This is a genomic window from Serratia sp. X3 (assembly GCF_014982455.1).
GTDB classification, from domain to species: domain Bacteria; phylum Pseudomonadota; class Gammaproteobacteria; order Enterobacterales; family Enterobacteriaceae; genus Serratia; species Serratia ureilytica.
Map to the genome: position 1 here is coordinate 179,600 of NZ_JADCNB010000004.1, position 20,027 is coordinate 199,626.

General features: G+C 60.2%; 13 protein-coding genes. 10 read left to right on the plus strand and 3 right to left on the minus strand.

Going from position 1 to position 20,027, the window contains the following annotated elements:
• The first annotated feature begins 2 nt into the window (after nucleotides 1-2).
• From bcsZ to IMX17_RS17755, 5 genes are all read left to right on the plus strand, one after another.
• Nucleotides 3-1,115: a cellulose synthase complex periplasmic endoglucanase BcsZ gene (gene bcsZ, locus IMX17_RS17735; RefSeq protein WP_193550045.1), complete on the plus strand. Its 1,113-nt coding sequence runs from the start codon at nucleotides 3-5 to the stop codon at nucleotides 1,113-1,115.
• A complete protein-coding gene (gene bcsC / locus IMX17_RS17740) occupies nucleotides 1,097-4,570 on the plus strand; it encodes a cellulose synthase complex outer membrane protein BcsC (RefSeq protein WP_193550046.1) in 3,474 nt (1,157 codons plus the stop codon). Before bcsZ ends, bcsC begins: the two co-directional genes overlap by 19 nt.
• Before the next feature lie 228 nt (nucleotides 4,571-4,798).
• Nucleotides 4,799-6,805 (plus strand): biofilm formation regulator HmsP, encoded by a 2,007-nt coding sequence (gene hmsP / locus IMX17_RS17745; RefSeq protein ID WP_042783438.1) that lies wholly within the window; start codon nucleotides 4,799-4,801, stop codon nucleotides 6,803-6,805.
• 273 nt (nucleotides 6,806-7,078) lie between these two features.
• Nucleotides 7,079-8,365 (plus strand): dicarboxylate/amino acid:cation symporter, encoded by a 1,287-nt coding sequence (locus IMX17_RS17750; protein WP_033645049.1) that lies wholly within the window; start codon nucleotides 7,079-7,081, stop codon nucleotides 8,363-8,365.
• Between the two features lie 260 nt (nucleotides 8,366-8,625).
• On the plus strand, nucleotides 8,626-10,131 hold the full coding sequence (locus IMX17_RS17755) for a pitrilysin family protein (protein WP_193550047.1): 1,506 nt from the start codon (nucleotides 8,626-8,628) through the stop codon (nucleotides 10,129-10,131).
• A 24-nt stretch (nucleotides 10,132-10,155) separates the two neighbouring features.
• Here the strand turns inward: IMX17_RS17755 and ppiC are convergent, their stop codons facing one another.
• Nucleotides 10,156-10,437, minus strand: a complete 282-nt coding sequence (ppiC, locus tag IMX17_RS17760) for a peptidylprolyl isomerase PpiC (RefSeq protein ID WP_004934175.1) — start codon at nucleotides 10,435-10,437, stop codon at nucleotides 10,156-10,158.
• Between the two features lie 109 nt (nucleotides 10,438-10,546).
• Between ppiC and rep the strand changes: the two genes are divergently transcribed.
• Nucleotides 10,547-12,571: a DNA helicase Rep gene (rep, locus tag IMX17_RS17765; RefSeq protein WP_033652441.1), complete on the plus strand. Its 2,025-nt coding sequence runs from the start codon at nucleotides 10,547-10,549 to the stop codon at nucleotides 12,569-12,571.
• 32 nt (nucleotides 12,572-12,603) lie between these two features.
• On the opposite strand, the gene ppx is transcribed toward rep, so the two are convergent.
• Together ppx and rhlB are read right to left on the minus strand one after the other, a co-directional pair.
• Nucleotides 12,604-14,100, minus strand: coding sequence for an exopolyphosphatase (ppx, locus tag IMX17_RS17770; RefSeq protein WP_182265643.1), 1,497 nt, complete (start codon nucleotides 14,098-14,100; stop codon nucleotides 12,604-12,606).
• 5 nt (nucleotides 14,101-14,105) lie between these two features.
• Nucleotides 14,106-15,392 (minus strand): ATP-dependent RNA helicase RhlB, encoded by a 1,287-nt coding sequence (gene rhlB, locus IMX17_RS17775; protein ID WP_025160400.1) that lies wholly within the window; start codon nucleotides 15,390-15,392, stop codon nucleotides 14,106-14,108.
• Nucleotides 15,393-15,523: 131 nt separating this feature from the next.
• On the opposite strand from rhlB, the gene trxA reads away from it, so the two are divergent.
• From trxA to wzzE, 4 genes are all read left to right on the plus strand, one after another.
• Nucleotides 15,524-15,850: a thioredoxin TrxA gene (trxA, locus tag IMX17_RS17780; protein ID WP_004934187.1), complete on the plus strand. Its 327-nt coding sequence runs from the start codon at nucleotides 15,524-15,526 to the stop codon at nucleotides 15,848-15,850.
• A 400-nt stretch (nucleotides 15,851-16,250) separates the two neighbouring features.
• A complete protein-coding gene (gene rho, locus IMX17_RS17785) occupies nucleotides 16,251-17,510 on the plus strand; it encodes a transcription termination factor Rho (protein ID WP_004934188.1) in 1,260 nt (419 codons plus the stop codon).
• Between the two features lie 296 nt (nucleotides 17,511-17,806).
• Complete coding sequence (gene wecA, locus IMX17_RS17790; protein WP_025160399.1) at nucleotides 17,807-18,904, plus strand: UDP-N-acetylglucosamine--undecaprenyl-phosphate N-acetylglucosaminephosphotransferase; 1,098 nt, start codon at nucleotides 17,807-17,809, stop codon at nucleotides 18,902-18,904.
• A gap of 27 nt (nucleotides 18,905-18,931) precedes the next feature.
• Nucleotides 18,932-19,987, plus strand: a complete 1,056-nt coding sequence (gene wzzE / locus IMX17_RS17795) for an ECA polysaccharide chain length modulation protein (protein ID WP_182265644.1) — start codon at nucleotides 18,932-18,934, stop codon at nucleotides 19,985-19,987.
• The last annotated feature ends 40 nt before the right edge of the window (nucleotides 19,988-20,027 follow it).

Below are 20,027 nucleotides of genomic sequence, written 5' to 3' on the forward strand. Positions count from 1 at the left end.
CGGTGAACGCGATGCTGCAACGCCTGTCGCTCGGCATGCTGCTGCTGTGCGCTTTCAGCGCGGCGGCGGCCTGCGAATGGCCGGGCTGGCAACAGTACAAGCAGTTCTACATCAGCCCGCAGGGGCGGGTGATCGATCCGAGCAGCCCGAACAAAATCACCACGTCGGAGGGGCAAAGTTACGGCCTGTTCTTCGCCCTGGTGGCCAATGACCGGCCGACCTTCGACCAGCTGTTGACCTGGACGGAGAACAACCTGGCGGCGGGCGATCTCAGCGCCCGTTTACCCGCCTGGCTGTGGGGCGAGGGCGACGACAAGCAGTGGAAGGTGCTGGACGCCAACTCGGCGTCGGACGCCGATCTGTGGATCGCTTATAACCTGCTCGAAGCCGGCCGCCTGTGGAAAAGCCGGCGTTATCAAACCCTGGGGACGCTGCTGTTGCAGCGCATCGGCCGCGAGGAAGTGGCCGACATCCCCGGCTTGGGGCTGATGCTGCTGCCGGGCAAAGTCGGGTTCGTGGCGGAAGATCGCTGGCGGCTGAACCCCAGCTACCTGCCGCCGCAGCTGTTGACGCGTTTTGCGGCGCTGAACGGCCCGTGGCGCGCGATGCGCGAGATCAATCAGCGGCTGTGGTTGGAGAGCGCGCCGCACGGCTTCTCGCCGGACTGGGTGGTATGGCGGGTCGGCGCCGGCTGGCAGCCGGACACCGTCAAGCCGAACGTCGGCAGCTACGACGCCATTCGGGTCTATCTGTGGGCCGGCATGCTGGCGGACGACGATGAACACAAGGCGGCGCTGCTCAAACGTTTCCAGCCGATGGCGCAGCTCACCGCCAGCCAGGGCGTGCCACCGGAGAAAACCGATACCGCCAGCGGCAAAACCACCGGCGACGGCCCGGTCGGCTTTTCCGCCGCGATGTTGCCGATGTTGGCGGCGCAGGCCGACGCGCTGGCGGCCCAGCGGCAACGGATCGGCGAACACCCGCCGGGTGACGACGCCTATTTCAGCGCCTCGCTGACGCTGTTCGGCCAGGGGTGGGATCAACAACGTTATCGCTTTAATCGTCAGGGTGAATTGCAACCCTCGTGGGACGGCCAATGCACAACTTCAAAATAAACTGGCTGAATTTGATTCCGCTGAGTCTGGCGATGCTGCCGCAGGCGCGCGCTGCGGAGGCCGTGGCGCCGGAGCAGTGGCTGCTGGAGCAGGTGCGCATTGGCGAGGCCGGCAACAAGGACGATCTGGTGCGCCAGTCGCTGTACCGGCTTGAGCTGATGGATCCGAACAACCCGGACGTGATCGCCGCGCGCATGCGTTTGGCGCTGCGGCAGGGCAACATGGCGCTGGCGCAGCAGCAGTTGGACAAGCTGAAAACCCTCGCGCCGCAGTCCAGCGCTTATCGCCAGGCGCAAATGAACATGCTGCTGACCCAGCCGGAAACCCGGCAAAAGCTGCAGCAGGCCCGCCTGATGGCGACCGCCGGCCGGTTGCCGGAGGCCAAGGCGCAGTACGATGCGCTGTTCCACGGTGAGCCGCCGACGCTCGATCTGGCGGTGGAATACTGGCGGCTGGTGGCGCGTTTGCCGGGGCAGGAGGCGAAGGCGTTAAAGCAGCTGCAGGCGCTGGATCAGCAATATTCCGGCAACGTGGCGCTGCGCATGTCGCTGGCGCGCATGCTGTTCAGCCAGCATCAGGACGCGCAGGCCTATGAACTGCTGCAGAAGATCGCCGCCGATCCGGCCGGGCGCGGCGATGCCGCCGATCTGTGGTTGGACAAGGTCAAAGCGATGCCGGTCAGCGCGCAGAGCGTGGCGGCGCTCAACCGTTTCCTCGGCGTGTTCGACACCGGCGATCAGGCGACCAGCGCCCGCGAAGAGCTGGCCAGACAGCAGAAACTGTTGGCCGATCCGGCCTATCAGGCGCGGGTGCGTGGCCTGGCGCAGGTGGATAAAGGCGGCAGCCGGGCGGCCATTCCGGAATTGCAAAAGGCGTTGGCGGCGACGCCGAACGACGCCGAGGTGCTGGGCGCGCTCGGCCAGGCCTATTCGCGCGCCGGCAATCGCCCACAAGCGCTGAAGCTGTTTCGCCAGGCGCTGGCAGCCGACAAGAACGGCTACGACAGCGGCAAGTGGCAAAGCCTGATCAAGAGCACCGGCTACTGGCTGGCGATCGACGAGGGCGACAAGGCGCTGAAGGCCGGTAATCTCTCGCTGGCCAGGCAGAAATATCAGCAGGCGCGTCAGCTCGACGACAGCGACGGCGACGCGTTCATCGGCCTGGGCGATGTGGCGGTGGCGAGCAAGGATGACGCCGCGGCGGAAGGGTTTTATCGGCAGGCGCTGCGGCGCGATCCCGGTAACGGCAGCGCGCTGCGCGGTCTGGTGAATATCTATCAGCGCCAGTCGCCGGAAAAAGCGCTGGCCTACCTTAATGAGCTGCCAGGCAACCAGCAGGCCAAGCTGCGCAGCACTCTCGATGGGCTGCGGCTCGATATGCTGAAACAGCAGGCGGAGGCGTTAGCGGCGCAACAACAGTGGCGGCAGGCGGCGGAAATCTATCGCCGCGCCCAGCCGTTGGATCCCGACGACGTCTGGCTGACCTACCGCTATGCCCAGGCGCTGCGCCAGGCCGGACAGCCGCAGCAGGCGGACGCCTTATTCCGGCAGCTGGCGCAGCGCCAGCACGCCAATCCGCAGTTGGTCTACGCCTATGCGCTCTATCTTTCCGGCAGCGATCGCGACCGGCAGGCACTGATGCAGCTCAATACGCTGCCGGCGGCGCAGTGGAACGACAACATGCGCGAACTGGCGCAGCGGCTGAAAATGCAGGCGACGATCGCGCATGCCGAAGGGCTGCGGGCGGCCGGTGACGAACCGGCGGCGGAAGCCTATCTGCGCCGGCAGCCGGCGGACACGCGCATTGACTTGCTGCTCGCCGACTGGGCGCTGGCGCGCGGGGAGTATGCGGCGGCACTGGACGACTATCAGCGGGTGAAACGCCGTGAACCGAACAATCCGGATGCGCAGTTGGGCGAGATCGAAGCCTATGTGGCGCAAGGGGATCTGGCAGCGGCGCGCCAGCGGCTGAAAACCGAACCGCAGCCGCAAGACGCTTCGCTCAACAGCCAACGGCGGGTCGCCAATGCCTGGGGCGCGGTCGGCGATGCGCAGCAGGCTACCGCTATCTTCGACCGACTGAAAACGGCGGCGACTTCAGAACCCGCGGGGCAGACCAAGGCGCTGATCTACCGCGACGCCGCCCGTCTGGAGCGGGCTCAGCAACAGCCTGAGCGGGCGCAGCAGGATTACCGCCAGGCGATGGTGGCCGGCGGCATCACGCCGACGCTGCCGCAGGACAATGACAGCTACACCTATTTGACGCGCAATAATCCGGGCGACGACTGGCTGAAACGCGGCATCCGCTCCGATGCCGCGGATTTGTATCGACAGCAAGACGTGAACGTCACGCTCGATCACGATTACTGGCGCTCGAGCGGCACCGGCGGCATTTCCGACTTCAACGCGCACGACACCATGCTGCAGGTGGATATGCCGCTGTATGACGGGCGCGCCTTCTTGCGCACCGACACCGTGCAGCTGGATGCCGGCCGCTTCTCGACCGACGGCAGCGGCAAATACTACGAAACCTTCGGCACCTGCCACACGCAAGGGTGCCGCGGCGATGAACACCAGAAAACCACCGGCACCAGCGTGGCGGCCGGTTGGAAAAACGATCGCTGGGCCGCCGATATCGGCACGACGCCGATGGGCTTCGAGGTGGTCGACTGGAGCGGCGGCCTGGCCTACAGCGGCGACTGGAACCACATCGGCTGGACGCTGGCGGCCTCGCGGCGGCCGATCTCCAGCTCGTTGCTGGCGTTTGGCGGCGCCAAGGATCCGAATACCGGCACTACCTGGGGCGGCGTGCGCGCCACCGGCGTCAGCCTGAGCGCCAGCTACGATCGCGGCGAGGCGAACGGCGTGTGGGCCGATCTCAGCGCGCACCAGATCACCGGCAAGAACGTGGCGGACAACCAGCGGCAGCGGTTGATGGCCGGCTATTACTACAAGCTGATCAACGAAGACAATCGCCGCCTGAGCGTTGGGCTCAATACCATGCTGTGGCACTACCAGAAAGACTTGAGCGGCTATTCGCTGGGACAGGGCGGCTATTACAGCCCGCAGCAATATCTGTCGCTGTCGCTGCCGGTCAACTATCGTCAGCGCACTGAGAACTGGTCGTGGGAGCTGGGCGGTTCGGTTTCGCTGTCGCATTCGAAAACCGACAGCCAGCGCCGTTATCCGCTGCAAGGCCTGATCCCGGATTCACTGCCTGATAAGTTCGCCGTCGAGGACGGCAGCGCCTCGAGCGGCGTCGGTTATACCCTGCGGGCGATCGTCGAACGCCGTCTCAGTTCGCACTGGACGCTCGGCACCGGCATCGATATTCAGCAGGCGAAGAACTATACGCCGAGCCACGCGTTGATTTATCTGCGTTATTCTCTGGCCGGCTGGCAGGGGGACCTCGATTTGCCGCCGCAGCCGCTGACGCCGTATGCCGACTTCAAGTAACCGGGAGGAGAGAGATTCAGAGTGTCGGACACCGGGGAGTTTTGTTACCCTGTGTCCGGGTCGTGTTTGTTCGCTCTAGGAAAAGACTGAAACCCGCGATTTTCTTGGTTATGCCTGCGGCATAGCCGGATAAAAACAGCCGATGATCGAGTATACTCAGCCCGGTTCGAGGGGGCGGGTGAGAGTCAGCCCCCTTTTTGTTTCAGCCCGATTTTACGGAGAGCAGGTTTGCGGGTCAGGCGTTCGTTAACGATTAAGCAGATGGCGACAGTGTCCGGCGTGGCGCTGGTCACGATCTGTATCTTTATCGTGATTCAGTTGTTCCATTTTGTGCAGCAGCGCAGGGATGACTACGCCCAGCAACTGGAGAATATCGCTCACTCCGTACGCCAGCCGCTGGCGGAAGCGGTGCTGCGCATGGACGTGCCGGAAGCCAAAAAGGTGCTGAATACGCTGTTGCCGGTCGGCATTCTGAGCCGGGCGGATATCGTCTTGCCGAACGAGTTTCAGGCGCTGCACGCCAATTTCCCGCCGGAGCGGCCGGTGCCGACGCTGATCGCCCGGCTGTTTGAGTTGCCTATCCAAATTTCCGTGCCGCTCTATTCGCTGGAACGGGTGCCGGCCAATCAGCAGCCGCTGGCCTACCTGGTGCTGCAGGCCGATTCGTTCCGCATGTACCAGTTTATCCTCAGCATTTTGTCGACCATGCTGTCGACCTACCTGCTGCTGGCGCTGATCCTGTCGGTGTCCATCACCTGGTGCATGAACCGGCTGATGGTGCATCCGCTGCGCGCGATGGCCAAAGAGCTGGAAAACATCTCGCAGGACGAGGCGCCTTATCACCAGCTGATGCTGCCGGCGCTGCACCAGGACGACGAGCTCGGCCTGCTGGTGCGCAACTACAACCGCAATCAACAGACGCTGGCCAAGGCGCATGCCGACATGAGCCGCCTGAGCACCCGCCACCCGGTGACCGAACTGCCGAACCCGGCCTTGCTGAACGCGTTGCTGGAACAGCATATCGCCTCCAGCCTGCGCCCCGAGCGTTTTAACCTGCTGGTGATCGGCATCGAGACGCTGCATGAAGCGTCGGGCGTGATGAGCCCGGCGATGCGTGAGGCATTGCTGTTGGCGCTGGCGAAGAAGCTGCGCGGCTGCATTGACGAAAACGGCGTGCTGGCACAGCTGAGCAATACCGAATTCGCCATCCTGGCCAAGGGCATCGAGCGGCCGTTCCACGCCATGCAGCTGGCGCGGCGCATCATGGCGGAGATCAACGCGCCGTTGACGCTGGAAGGTCTGGCGCTGCGGCCCAACGCCAGCATCGGCATCGCCCACTACCTCAATCAGGGGGAGAGCGCGGAACAGCTGCTGCGCAGCGCCACCTCGGCGATGATGTCCGCGCATCGCGAAGGGAAAAATCAGATCCTGTTCTTCGAACCCAGCCTGACGGAGCGCACGCAGAAGCGATTGACGCAGGAGAGCGAGATCCTGCACGGCATTGAGCAGCGGCATTTCACGCTGTTCCTGCAGCCGCAGATCGACATGCAGTCCAACGAGGTGATTGGCGCAGAAGCGCTGCTGCGTTGGCAGCAATACGACGGCAGCTATACCCTGCCGGCCGACGTCATTCCGCTCGCGGAAGAGCTGGGCGTGATTGTGCCGCTCGGCAACTGGGTGCTGGAAGAGTCCTGCCGTATCCTGGCGGACTGGCAGCAGCGCGGCATTGCGCTGCCGCTGGCGGTCAACGTTTCCGGCATTCAGATGCAGGACGAGGCGTTTGTTCCGCATCTGAAAAATCTGCTGGCGCAGTATCGGATCGATCCGCGCAAGCTGCTGCTGGAGATCACCGAGACGGTACGCATCGACGATCTCGACCGCGCGCTGGCGCTGCTGCGCGAGCTGCACGATCTGGGGCTGTCGATCGCGCTGGACGACTTCGGCATGGGTTACTCCAGCCTGGAGTACCTGAACCGGTTGAAATCCCTGCCGATCGATTTGATAAAAATCGACCGCAGTTTCATTCAGGGGCTGCCGGCCGACGATGCAATGGTGCGCATCGTCAGTTCAATCTCCGAAGTGCTGGCGTTGCCGGTGATGGCCGAAGGCGTGGAAAACGCCGAGCAGCGCGACTGGCTGCTGAAGCACGGCATTCGCAGCGGGCAAGGGTTCCTGTTCGCTCGGCCGCTGCCGCGTGAAGCGTTCGAAACCGAGTTTTGCCGCGCGGCGCCGTGAGCGCCGCGTTACCTTTCCGGTACTTTTCCCCGTCCGAAAATCGCTATTCTCCTCATACCTCTTTTGCGTTAGTGCAAACAAAGGCTTACGCAATTTTCAGCTTTGCACCCCGACTGACGCGTTTCAGCTCTTAAATTCACATCAACCCTGAGGAGTGGGTGCAACAAATTATTTCCATGTTGTTAAGTGGGTGTTATTTTCCGCGCAAGCAATGAACAGGCTGGATTTTTAGACTGCCGCCTGGTGCGTGTCTTCCCCCCATAGGATGTTCATATGAAAACAACAATTTTTAAGAGCCTCTATTTTCAGGTGCTGACGGCGATCACGCTGGGTATCCTGCTTGGCCACTTCTACCCTGACCTCGGCGCCCAGATGAAACCCTTGGGCGATGGCTTCGTCAAACTGATCAAGATGATTATCGCCCCGGTGATTTTCTGCACCGTGGTGACCGGCATCGCCGGCATGGAAAGCATGAAGGCGGTGGGGCGCACCGGCGCCATCGCGCTGCTGTATTTTGAAATCGTCAGCACCCTCGCGCTGATTATCGGCCTGGTGATCGTCAACCTGGTGCAACCGGGCGCTGGCATGAACGTCGATCCCGGTACGCTGGACGCCAAAGCGGTGGCGATCTACGCCGAGCAGGCGCAGCAGCAGGGCATCATTCCGTTCCTGCTGGACATCATCCCCGGCAGCGTGATCGGCGCGTTCGCCAGCGGCAACATTCTTCAGGTGCTGCTGTTCGCGGTGCTGTTCGGCTTCGCCCTGCATCGTCTGGGCGACAAAGGGCAGCTGATCTACAACGTGATCGACAGCTTCTCGCGGGTGATTTTCGGCATCATCAACATGATCATGCGCCTGGCGCCGCTGGGGGCCTTCGGCGCCATGGCGTTTACCATCGGTAAATACGGCGTCGGCACGCTGGTGCAACTCGGCCAGCTGATCGTGTGTTTCTATATTACCTGCATCCTGTTCGTGGTAGTGGTGTTGGGCAGCATCGCCCGCGCCAACGGCTTCAGCATCTTCAAATTCGTCAACTACATCAAAGAAGAGCTGCTGATCGTGCTGGGAACCTCGTCGTCTGAATCCGCGCTGCCGCGCATGCTGGATAAAATGGAGAAGTTGGGCTGCAAGAAATCGGTGGTGGGCCTGGTGATCCCGACCGGGTACTCCTTCAACCTGGACGGCACCTCTATCTATCTGACCATGGCCGCGGTATTTATCGCTCAGGCGACCAACACCCACATGGATATCATGCATCAGATTACCCTGCTGGTGGTGTTGCTGCTCTCCTCCAAAGGGGCGGCGGGCGTGACCGGCAGCGGCTTTATCGTGTTGGCCGCCACCATCTCCGCCGTGGGCCACCTGCCGTTGGCCGGTCTGGCGCTGATCCTCGGCATCGACCGCTTTATGTCGGAAGCCCGCGCGCTGACCAACCTGGTGGGCAATGGCGTGGCAACCGTGGTCGTGGCCAAATGGTGTAATCAGCTGGATGAGAAGCAGCTGAAAGACACCCTGAACAACAAAAACACCGGCGCGGACAAAACGCTGCCTTCCGCCTGATTTTGGCGGTAAATCACCGGCCGCATCCGCGGCCGGTGAGCTTCTTCCCCTGCCTCGTAACGATTTTTTGCATTAAAAACCCCGCAATCTATTATTTTTCACTCTAATGAGTGACATCCGCAAAGGCGCGCGGTCTAACACGATGGTACACTTTCTGCTTTCCGCCCCACCGTGAAACTCAGGGCGTATTTTTATGATTCCATTGAATGGAATACACGCATTTGCATAAGAAATTGGATAGTCATTAAGTAGGGGTTCACATGCAGGGCACCAGAATTCATCTTATAGTTGGTGGGCTGCTACTGGCGGCAGCCAGTGGCAGCGTGCAGGCTGAAGCACTACAACCCGATCCTGCCTGGCAGCAGGGGGCGCTGGCCAACGGGTTTTCATGGCAGATTCTCGATACGCCGCAGCGGCCGAGCGACCGCGTGGAACTGCGGCTGATCGTCAATACCGGCTCTTTGGTGGAGTCTTCGCAGCAGACCGGCTTTGCCCACCTGCTGCCGCGGCTGGCGTTGACGCGCAGCGAAAGCTTCACGGCGCCGCAGCTGCGGGCGCTGTGGCAGCAGAGCGTAGATAACGAGCGGCCGCTGCCGCCGGCTATCATCTCGTACGATTTCACCATGTATAACCTCAGCTTGCCGAACAACCGGCCCGATCTGCTGAAAGAAGCGCTGGCCTGGCTGGCGGACACCACCGGCAAACTGGCGATCGACGAGCACACGGTGCACGCGGTGATGAATTCCAGCATCAATCCGGTCGGCACTTTCCCACCCAATACCAAAGACGCCTGGTGGCGTTACCGCCTGAAAGGCTCGACGCTGCTGGCGCACGATCCGGCGCAGCCGGCGAAACGGCCGGTCAACCTTGAGCAGTTGAAGAAATTCTATCAGCAGTGGTACACACCGGACGCCATGACGCTGTTCGTGGTCGGCAAGGTTGACAGCCGCAGCCTGGGCGAGCAGATCAACAAGGCCTTCTCGCCGCTGCAGGGCAAACGTGAAACCCCGGCTCCGATGCCGACCCTGACGCCGCTGCCGCAGCAGCCGGTGAGCCTGATCAGCGAGCAGGTGAAGCAGGGTACGCTGTCGATCATGTGGGATTCGCCGTGGCACCCGATTCGCGATTCGCAAAGCCTGCTGCGCTACTGGCGTGGCGATCTCGCCCGCGAGGCGTTGTTCTGGCACCTCCAGCAGACGCTGGAAAAAAGCGACCAGAAAAACCTGCATTTGGGCTTTGACTGCCGCGTGCAGTACCAGCGCGGGCAGTGCGCCATCCACCTGGATACGCCGAACAACAATCTGAACGGCAGCCTGGGCTTCATTGCCCGCGAACTGGCCAACGTGCGTGACAACGGCCTGTCGAAAGAGGAATTCGATGCGCTGCTGGCGCAGAAAAACGATCAGCTGAGCAAGCTGTTCGCGACCTACGCCCGTACCGACACCGACGTGCTGATGAGCCAGCGTCTGCGGTCACAGCAGAGCGGGGTGGTGGATATCGCGCCGGAGCTGTACCAGAAGTTGCGCCAGGAGTTCCTGTCCAGCCTGACGCTGGAGACGCTGAATCAGGCGCTGAAGCTGCAGTTGTCTCAGGAGGCGACGCTGGTGCTGATGCAGCCGAAGGGCGAGCCGGAAATGAGCATGAAGCAGTTGCAGGATACCTATGACGGCATCATGATGCCGGCGCCGGCGGTGGTGACGGAAGAAGCCAAACCGGCCGACACCGCGGTGGCTGCGCCGGCGACGGACGCCGCTGGCGCGCAGTAATTCGTGGCAGGGGGCTCAGGCCCCCTAGTTGCGGTACAGCACCTTGATGATGTGGTAACCGAACTGGGTTTTGACCGGGCCGTAAGGTTTGAGCAGCGGAATGCTGAACACCGCTTTATCGAACGCAGGCACCATTGCGCCTTTGTTGAATTCGCCCAGCGAGCCGCCGTTGCGTTTTGACGGGCAGCTCGAGTATTTGCGCGCCAGCGTGTCGAAGCTGACGCCGCGCTTCAGCTTGGCCAGCAGCTCGTTGGCCAGCTTTTCATTGTCTACCAGAATGTGCAGGGCGCACGCCGTTTTTGCCATGGTATTGCCTTTATCGATGCGAAAATTGCGCTGATTATACCCGCTAAATCTCATCGGCGCTTTCTGCTACAATTCCCTTCCACGTTTTACAGTCGAGCCAGTCAGCGCCATGCGATTAAACCCCAGCCAACAACAAGCCGTCGAATTCGTTACCGGGCCCTGCCTGGTGTTGGCCGGTGCCGGTTCCGGCAAGACGCGCGTTATCACCAACAAGATAGCCCACCTGATCCACCACTGCGGCTACCAGGCGCGGCACATCGCCGCCGTGACCTTTACCAACAAAGCCGCGCGCGAGATGAAAGAGCGCGTGTCGCAAACCCTGGGACGCAAAGAGGCGCGCGGGCTGATGATTTCCACCTTCCACACCCTGGGGCTGGAGATCATCAAGCGGGAATATGTGGCGCTGGGCATGAAGTCCAACTTTTCGCTGTTCGACGACCAGGATCAGCTGGCATTGCTGAAAGAGCTGACCGAAAAGTGGCTGGAAAGCGATAAAACGCTGGTGGCGCAGCTGATTTCGACCATCTCCAACTGGAAAAACGACCTGATCGATCCCCAGCGGGCGGCGGAGTTGGCGCGCTCGGAGCGCGACAAACTGTTCGCCCATTGCTACGGTCTTTACCACGCCCATATGCGGGCGTGCAACGTGCTGGACTTCGACGATTTGATCCTGTTGCCGACGCTGCTGCTGCAACGCAACGAAGAGGTGCGTGAACGCTGGCAGCAGCGCATTCGCTATCTGCTGGTGGATGAGTATCAGGATACCAACACCAGCCAATACGAGCTGGTGAAGCTGCTGGTGGGCCATCGCGCGCGCTTTACCGTGGTGGGCGACGACGATCAGTCGATCTACTCCTGGCGCGGCGCGCGGCCGCAGAACCTGGTGCTGTTGAAGGAAGATTTCCCGGCGCTGCAGGTGATCAAACTGGAGCAAAACTACCGTTCCAGCGAGCGCATTTTGAAGGCGGCCAATATCCTGATCGCCAATAACCCGCACGTGTTTGAAAAACGGCTGTTTTCCGAACTGGGGTATGGCGAAGAGCTGAAGGTGGTGACCGCCAACAACGAGGATCACGAAGCCGAGCGCGTGGTGGGGGAACTGATCGCCCACCACTTCGTGAAAAAAACCAACTACGGCGACTATGCGATTCTGTACCGCGGCAACCACCAGTCGCGGGTGTTTGAAAAGATGCTGATGCAGAACCGCATCCCGTACAAGATTTCCGGCGGTACGTCGTTCTTCTCCCGCCCCGAGATCAAGGATTTGCTGGCCTACCTGCGCGTGCTGACCAACCCGGAGGACGACAGCGCCTTCCTGCGTATCGTCAATACTCCCAAGCGCGAGATCGGCCCGGCGACGCTGCAGAAGCTCGGCGAGTGGGCCAACCAGCGCAACAAGAGTTTGTTCCATGCCAGCTTCGATCTGGGGCTGAGCCAGCACCTGACCGGGCGCGGGCTGGAATCGCTGCAGCGTTTCACCCACTGGCTGGGCGGCATCGCCCAGCAGGCGGAGCGTGAGCCGGTGGCGGCGGTGCGCGATCTGATCCGCGGCGTGGATTATGAGAGCTGGCTGTTTGAAACCTCGACCAGCCCGAAGGCCGCCGAAATGCGGATGAAGAACGTCAATACGCTGTTCGGTTGGATGACGGAGATGCTGGAAGGCAACGATTTGGACGAGCCGATGACGCTGACTCAGGTCGTGACGCGTTTCACCCTGCGCGACATGATGGAGCGAGGTGAAAGCGAAGAGGAGCTGGATCAGGTGCAGCTGATGACGCTGCACGCTTCCAAAGGGTTGGAGTTCCCCTACGTGTTCCTGGTGGGCATGGAAGAGGGGCTGCTGCCGCACCAGAGCAGCATCGACGAAGACAATGTCGATGAAGAGCGGCGTTTGGCCTATGTAGGGATCACCCGTGCGCAAAAAGAGCTGATCTTCACCCTGTGCCGCGAACGCCGTCAGTACGGTGAGTTGGTGCGGCCGGAGCCGAGCCGATTCCTGTTGGAGCTGCCGCAGGACGATTTGGCGTGGGAAACCGAGCGCAAAGTGGTGAGCCCGCAGGAGCGGATGCAGAAGGGGCAGAGCCATCTGGCCAATATCCGCGCCCAGTTGGCCAAGGCCAAAGGCGGGAATTAAAAAGCAAGGGCGCTCATCGCGCCCTTGTCATTTCAACGTTGTTCTTCCAACCGCAGCGTCCAGTGGACGTAGCTCTGCCAGTGGCTTTCCTGCTCCAGCGCCTCGGCGCGCAGCGGATGCTGCTCCAGCCAACCCGGCGGCAAGATCACCGTCAGGTCATCGTCCTGATTGGCGCGTAAACGCACCGCCGGTAGCGTGTCGTCGCGGCGGCGGCTGGCGAAGATGATCGCCAGGCGCAAAATGCGGCACAGACGCTGCGCGGTGCGCGGCGGCAGGGCGTTTTGCTGGTTCAACAGCGACAGGTCGAGGGTGTTGCTCTGGTTTTGCAACAGGGTGGCCAGCAGTTTTTTCTGCGCGGGAGTAAAACCGGGTAAGTCCAGGTGGCGGATCAGGTAGGCGGCGTGTTGCGGCGCCTGCTTGAAATCGACGCTGAGGCCGAGTTCGTGGATCAGGCTGGCGCTGTGTAATAGCTCGCGACATCGCGCATCCAACTGCCACTCGTTGGCGACCTGCTGCGAGAAGTTGGCGGCGAGCTGGCTGACGCGCTCGGCCTGCTCGGTGTCGATCAGGTAGCGACGCTGCAGGTTGCGGATGGTGCGGGTGCGAATATCCTGCTCCACCGGCAGATGCAGCATGCCGTAAACCAGGCCTTCACGCAGCGCACCGCCGGCCAGCATCATGCTTTCGATACCCAGTTCCTGGAAGATGGCCAGCAGAATGGACAGGCCGCTCGGGAAGACCAGCGCGCGTTCCAGCGTCAACCCTTCGATCTCCAGCTCTTCCAGCTTGCCGCACTGAATGGCCCGCTGTTTCAACTGGCGCAGCTTGGGCAGGGTGATGCGTTCATCCATGCCTTGCGCCACCATGATTTCCTGCAGCGCTTGTACGGTGCCGGAAGCGCCGACGCAGATTTGCCAACCGTGCTGGCGCAGCTGCGGCGCGATCGGCCGCACCATTTCGCGCGCGGCCTGTTCGGCGCGCTCGAAGTTTTCTTGCCCGAGGTTGCGATCGCTGAAGTAGCGCTCCAGCCAGGTGACGCAGCCCATCGACAGGCTGTACAGCTGCGATGCCTGTGCGCCGGTGCCGGTGACCAGTTCGGTACTGCCGCCGCCGATATCGACGACCAGCCGACGATCCGGCCCGCCGGTGGTGTGTGCGACGCCGTGATAAATCAGCCGCGCCTCTTCTTCACCGCTGATGACCTGCACCGGGCAGCCGAGGATTTGCTCGGCGGCCTGCAGGAACTCATCGGCGTTGGACGCCAGACGCAAGGTGGCGGTGGCGACAACGCGGATCTGCTCGCGCGGGATGTCCTGCAGACGTTCGGAGAACAGCCGCAGACACTGCCAGCCGCGCTGCATGGCCTCATGCGACAGGTGATTATTCTGATCCAGCCCGGCCGCCAGGCGCACTTTGCGCTTGATCCGCGCCAGAGTCTGAATGCTGCCGGCCACCTCGCGCACCACCAGCATATGGAAGCTGTTGGAGCCGAGATCGATGGCAGCATAAAGCGTGCTGGAGCTGAGCATGGCGATCAGCTCGAACGTTTACGGTTGTTGCGCGGCGCGCCGCCGCGACGTGGCGCGGAGTTGCGACGTGGGCCGTTGCCGCCGCGCGGACGCGACAGGCGCTTCGGCGCCGGTAGATCGGTCAGCAGCGCATCGCTGTTGTACTTGCTCACTGGAATGCTGTGATCGATATAGGTCTCGATCGCCGGCAGGTTGAGCGCGTACTCTTCACAAGCCAGGCTGATGGAGTGACCGCTGGCACCTGCTCGGCCGGTACGGCCGATGCGGTGCACGTAGTCTTCGCAGTCGTCAGGCAGATCGTAATTGAAGACGTGCGTGACGGCGGGAATGTGCAGACCGCGCGCGGCGACGTCGGTGGCGACCAGGATATCCAGATTGCCCTTGGTGAAGTCGTCGAGGATGCGCAGGCGTTTTTTCTGCGCTACGTCACCGGTCAGCAGGCCGACGCGGTGACCGTCGGCGGCCAGGTGGCCCCAGATGTCTTCGCAGCGGTGCTTGGTGTTGGCGAAGATGATGGCGCGATCCGGCCACTCTTCTTCGATCAGCGTCTGCAGCAGACGCATTTTTTCTTCGTTGGACGGGTAGAACAGCTCTTCTTTAATGCGGTGGCCGGTTTTCTGTTCCGGTTCCACTTCAACATATTCGGCGTTGTTCATCTGCTCGAAGGCCAGTTCGCGTACGCGATAGGACAGCGTGGCGGAGAACAGCATGTTCAGGCGTTGATCGGCCGCAGGCATGCGGCGGAACAGCCAACGGATGTCTTTGATAAAGCCGAGATCGTACATGCGATCGGCTTCATCCAGCACGACGACCTGCATCGCGCCGAGATCGACATAGTTCTGCTTGGTGTAATCGATTAAACGGCCGGTGGTGCCAATCAGAATGTCCACGCCGCTTTCCAGCACTTTCAGCTGTTTGTCGTAGCCGTCGCCGCCGTAGGCCAGGCCCAGCTTCAGCCCGGTGGTCTGGGAGAGGGCTTCCGCATCGGAGTGGATTTGCACCGCCAGTTCACGCGTAGGCGCCATGATCAAGGCGCGCGGCTGATTGGTCTGGCGATCCTGTTTCGCCGGGTGGGTCAGCAAATAGTGAAAAGTAGACGCCAAAAACGCCAGCGTCTTTCCGGTACCGGTTTGCGCCTGACCTGCAACGTCACGCCCGGAGAGCGTGAGCGGCAATGCTAACGCCTGGATGGGCGTGCAATTGTGAAACCCTTTTTTCTCAAGGGCTTCAAGGACTAACGGGTGCAGGGCGAAGTCGGAAAACTTCTGTTCGGTCAAGTGTGTTTTGCTCATAGTGTGGTAGAATATCAGCTAACTATTGCTTTACGAAAGCACATCCGTTGAAATAAACGCGGTGCAATAAAATCACCTTGAGTTGGTTAATGCTACACCAACAAGGTAGACATAATCCTGTGGAGTAGAACATGAGCGATAAAATTATTCACCTGACTGACAGCAGCTTCGAAGCTGACGTGCTGAAAGCGGAAGGGCCGATCCTGGTCGATTTCTGGGCTGAATGGTGTGGGCCGTGCAAGATGATTGCTCCGATTCTGGATGAGATTGCCGAAGAGTTCGAAGGCAAACTGACCATCACCAAGCTGAATATCGATCAGAACCCGGCTACCGCGCCTAAGTACGGTATCCGTGGCATCCCTACGCTGTTGCTGTTCAAGAACGGTGAAGTGGCCGCGACCAAGGTTGGCGCGTTGTCCAAAGGTCAGCTCAAAGATTTCCTGAACGCGAATCTGTAATCGGGCGGGAAGCCCAGTATCAGGCGCCTGGCGGTGATGTTCAATTCACCGCTAGACGCCTGCCAAGAAGCGTGTTAAGTTTAACCACACTGCATATAGAACTTGCCCGAAGTTTTAAATCTAAAGAGTTTGAATCTAAAGCTATACTCTGTGTCGAACCACTGGCGTTGAAAGTAAACTGAACTCAACCCGTGTTTTGGCAATCAAACGGTTTTGCAAAAATCATTTTTAAGGTACCTTCGATCTTCAACCGTCAATGCGTGCGCCCGATGTAAGCCATTTCTTACCGCGACGGCTCTGCGCCCGGTGATCGAACGTCCAGTAAACAGGCACGCATCTCGCTGCCATACCATTCACGATACAAGTTCGAGACATACCCCGAGTTTAAGAACCCACCACTATGAATCTTACCGAATTAAAGAATACGCCGGTTTCTGAGCTGATTACTCTCGGCGAAAATATGGGGCTGGAAAACCTTGCCCGCATGCGCAAGCAGGACATCATCTTCTCCATTCTGAAGCAACATGCGAAAAGCGGAGAAGATATCTTCGGCGACGGCGTGCTCGAGATATTGCAGGATGGATTCGGTTTCCTCCGCTCTGGAGACAGTTCCTACCTCGCCGGTCCCGACGACATCTACGTATCCCCTAGCCAAATCCGCCGCTTCAACCTCCGCACAGGTGACACCATTTCCGGTAAGATTCGTCCGCCAAAAGAAGGCGAGCGCTATTTTGCCCTGCTGAAAGTCAACGAAGTCAACTACGACAAGCCGGAAAACGCCCGCAGCAAGATCCTGTTCGAGAACTTGACGCCGCTGCACGCCAATTCCCGTCTGCGGATGGAGCGCGGCAACGGCTCGACCGAAGACTTGACGGCGCGCGTACTGGATCTGGCGGCGCCGATTGGCCGCGGCCAGCGTGGCCTGATCGTGGCACCGCCGAAAGCCGGTAAAACCATGCTGCTGCAGAACATCGCGCAGAGCATCGCCTACAACCACCCAGACTGTGTGCTGATGGTGCTGCTGATCGACGAACGTCCGGAAGAAGTGACCGAGATGCAGCGCCTGGTGAAAGGCGAAGTGATCGCATCGACCTTCGACGAGCCGGCTTCGCGTCACGTGCAAGTGGCCGAAATGGTGATCGAGAAGGCCAAGCGCCTGGTTGAGCACAAGAAAGACGTGATCATTCTGCTCGACTCCATCACCCGTCTGGCGCGCGCCTACAACACCGTGGTGCCGGCCTCGGGCAAGGTGCTGACAGGTGGTGTGGACGCCAACGCCCTGCATCGTCCGAAGCGCTTCTTCGGTGCGGCGCGTAACGTGGAAGAGGGCGGCAGCCTGACCATCATCGCGACCGCGCTGGTTGATACCGGTTCGAAGATGGATGAAGTGATCTACGAAGAATTTAAAGGTACCGGCAACATGGAATTGCATCTGGCGCGTAAAATCGCCGAGAAACGCGTATTCCCGGCTATCGATTACAACCGCTCCGGTACCCGTAAAGAAGAGCTGCTCACCACCTCTGAAGAGCTGCAAAAAATGTGGATCCTGCGCAAAATCATTCATCCGATGGGTGAAATCGACGCGATGGAGTTCCTCATTAATAAGTTGGCGATGACTAAAACCAACGATGAATTCTTCGATATGATGAAACGCTCATAATTCGTTAAAAAATTCGCTGAACGCCACGCCTAGTCGTGGCGTTTTTCGCTTTTGGCGGATACGATAAGTAGCAGTAATGGAAAAGTAAGTTGTTTCCTCGACTTATTGAGAATTCATCTTGTTTGTCGGTCGGTTTCGCGCCGGTCGGCTTTGCTGCTGTCATTTTGTCAGTCGATGCGAAGAAAATAGGCATGAATCACCGTTGTCATAGGAAATGACCGAAAGGTAGCGGGGGCCGATGGCACAAGCCTTAGCCCGTGGTAAGCTGCCTTATCTTCTACAGAGATCTGTTAACTGTGAACTTACTCACTATGAGTACTGAAATTCTATTTGTTTTCCTGTTTTCTTTGGCTTTTCTCTTTGTTGCCCGCAAGGCGGCAAAACGTATTGGTCTGGTAGATAAACCCAATTATCGCAAACGCCATCAGGGGCTGATTCCTCTGGTCGGCGGTATTTCCGTTTATGCCGGGTTGTGCTTCGCGTTTTGGATCTCTGAACAACCCATCGCACACGCCAAGCTTTATCTCACCTGCGCCGGTATTCTGGTGTTTGTGGGGGCGCTCGACGATCGTTTCGATATCAGCGTTAAAATTCGCGCCCTGGTGCAGGCGCTGGTCGGCATCGCCATGATGGTGTTCGCCGGTCTGTATCTGCGCAGCTTCGGCCATGTGCTGGGTGACTGGGAGATGCTGCTGGGGCCGTTCGGCTATCTGGTGACGCTGTTCGCGGTATGGGCGGCGATCAACGCTTTCAATATGGTCGACGGCATCGATGGTCTGCTGGGCGGTTTGTCTTGCGTCTCCTTCGGGGCGCTGGGCCTGCTGCTGTACCTGAGCGGCCATCATGAGCTGGCGTTCTGGTGCTTTGCGATGATCGCCACTATCGTTCCCTATATTTTGCTCAATCTCGGCATCCTCGGCCGCCGTTATAAGGTGTTTATGGGGGATGCCGGCAGCACCCTGATCGGCTTTACCGCCATTTGGCTGCTGCTGCAAAGTTCACAGGGAAAGGCGCACTCGATCAACCCGGTGACCGCGCTGTGGATCATCGCTATTCCGCTGATGGACATGATAGCAATCATGTATCGCCGTTTACGCAAGGGGATGAGCCCCTTCTCTCCCGATCGTCAACATATTCACCACCTGATCATGCGCGCCGGCTTTACGCCGCGGCAGGCTTTCGTGCTGATCACCCTGGCGGCCGCGTTGCTGGCTGCGGTGGGCGTGATCGGCGAACGCCTGACTTTTATCCCTGAGTGGGTTATGTTGGCATTATTCTTGCTTGCCTTCTTCCTGTACGGTTACTGCATCAAGCGCGCCTGGCGGGTTGCGCGGTACATTAAGCGTATCAAGCGCCGCTTGCGGCGTTCGGGCGATAACAAGCAAGTACCTTAACCAGAGACCAGAGGCTTTTTGGCTGTGATGAATCCAGAAACAACGTCTGACAAGCATACCCCGGCGGTGGATAACGAACTCGATATCCGCGGCCTGTGCTGCACCCTGTGGCGCGGCAAACCGTGGATTATCGGCATTGCGGTGCTGTTCGCGGCGGTCGCGCTGATCGTTTCTTACCTGGTTAAGCAAGAGTGGAGCGCCACCGCGATCACTGACAGGCCGACGGTGAATGCGCTGGGCGGTTATTACTCCCAGCAGCAGTTCCTGCGCAATCTGGATGTGCGCACGCTGCCGGCGGCGGCGGCCGGCGATCAGCCGAGCATCGCGGATGAAGCGTACAATGAGTTCATCATGCAGCTGGCGGCTTACGACACCCGTCGCGATTTCTGGCTGCAGAGCGATTACTACAAACAGCGTCAGGAAGGGGATGCCCGTGCCGATGCGGCATTGCTCGACGAGCTGATCAATAACATCCTGTTCACGCCGCGCGACGACAAAAAAGTCCCGAACGACGGCGTGAAGCTGACGGCGGAAACCGCCGCGGACGCCAACCGCTTGCTGCGCCAATACGTGGCCTTCGCCAGCCACCGCGCTGCCCTGCACCTGAACGAAGAGATCCAGGGCGCGTGGGCCGCTCGCACCACCTCGATGAAGGCACAGGTCAAGCGCCAGGAAGCGGTCGCGGAGGCGGTTTACAAGCGCGAGCTGAACACCACGCAACAGGCGTTGAAAATTGCCGAGAGCCAGGGGATCAGCCGTACGCAAACCGACACTCCGGCCGAACAGTTGCCGGATTCGGATCTGTTCTTGCTGGGCCGGCCAATGCTGCAGGCGCGTCTGGAAGGCCTGCAGGCCTCCGGCCCGACCTACGATCTGGATTACGATCAGAACCGCGCAATGCTGGCGACGCTGAACGTTGGCCCGACGTTGGATGAGAAGTTCCAGACCTATCGCTATTTGCGCACGCCGGAAGAGCCGGTAAAACGCGACAGCCCACGCCGGGTCTTCTGGCTGATTTTGTGGGGCGCGATGGGCGCGTTGGTTGGCGCCGGTGTGGCCTTGGCGCGTCGGCCGCGTAGTTAAAAAAATAATATAATAATCTGATGCAGGGCGCGTGAGCGCC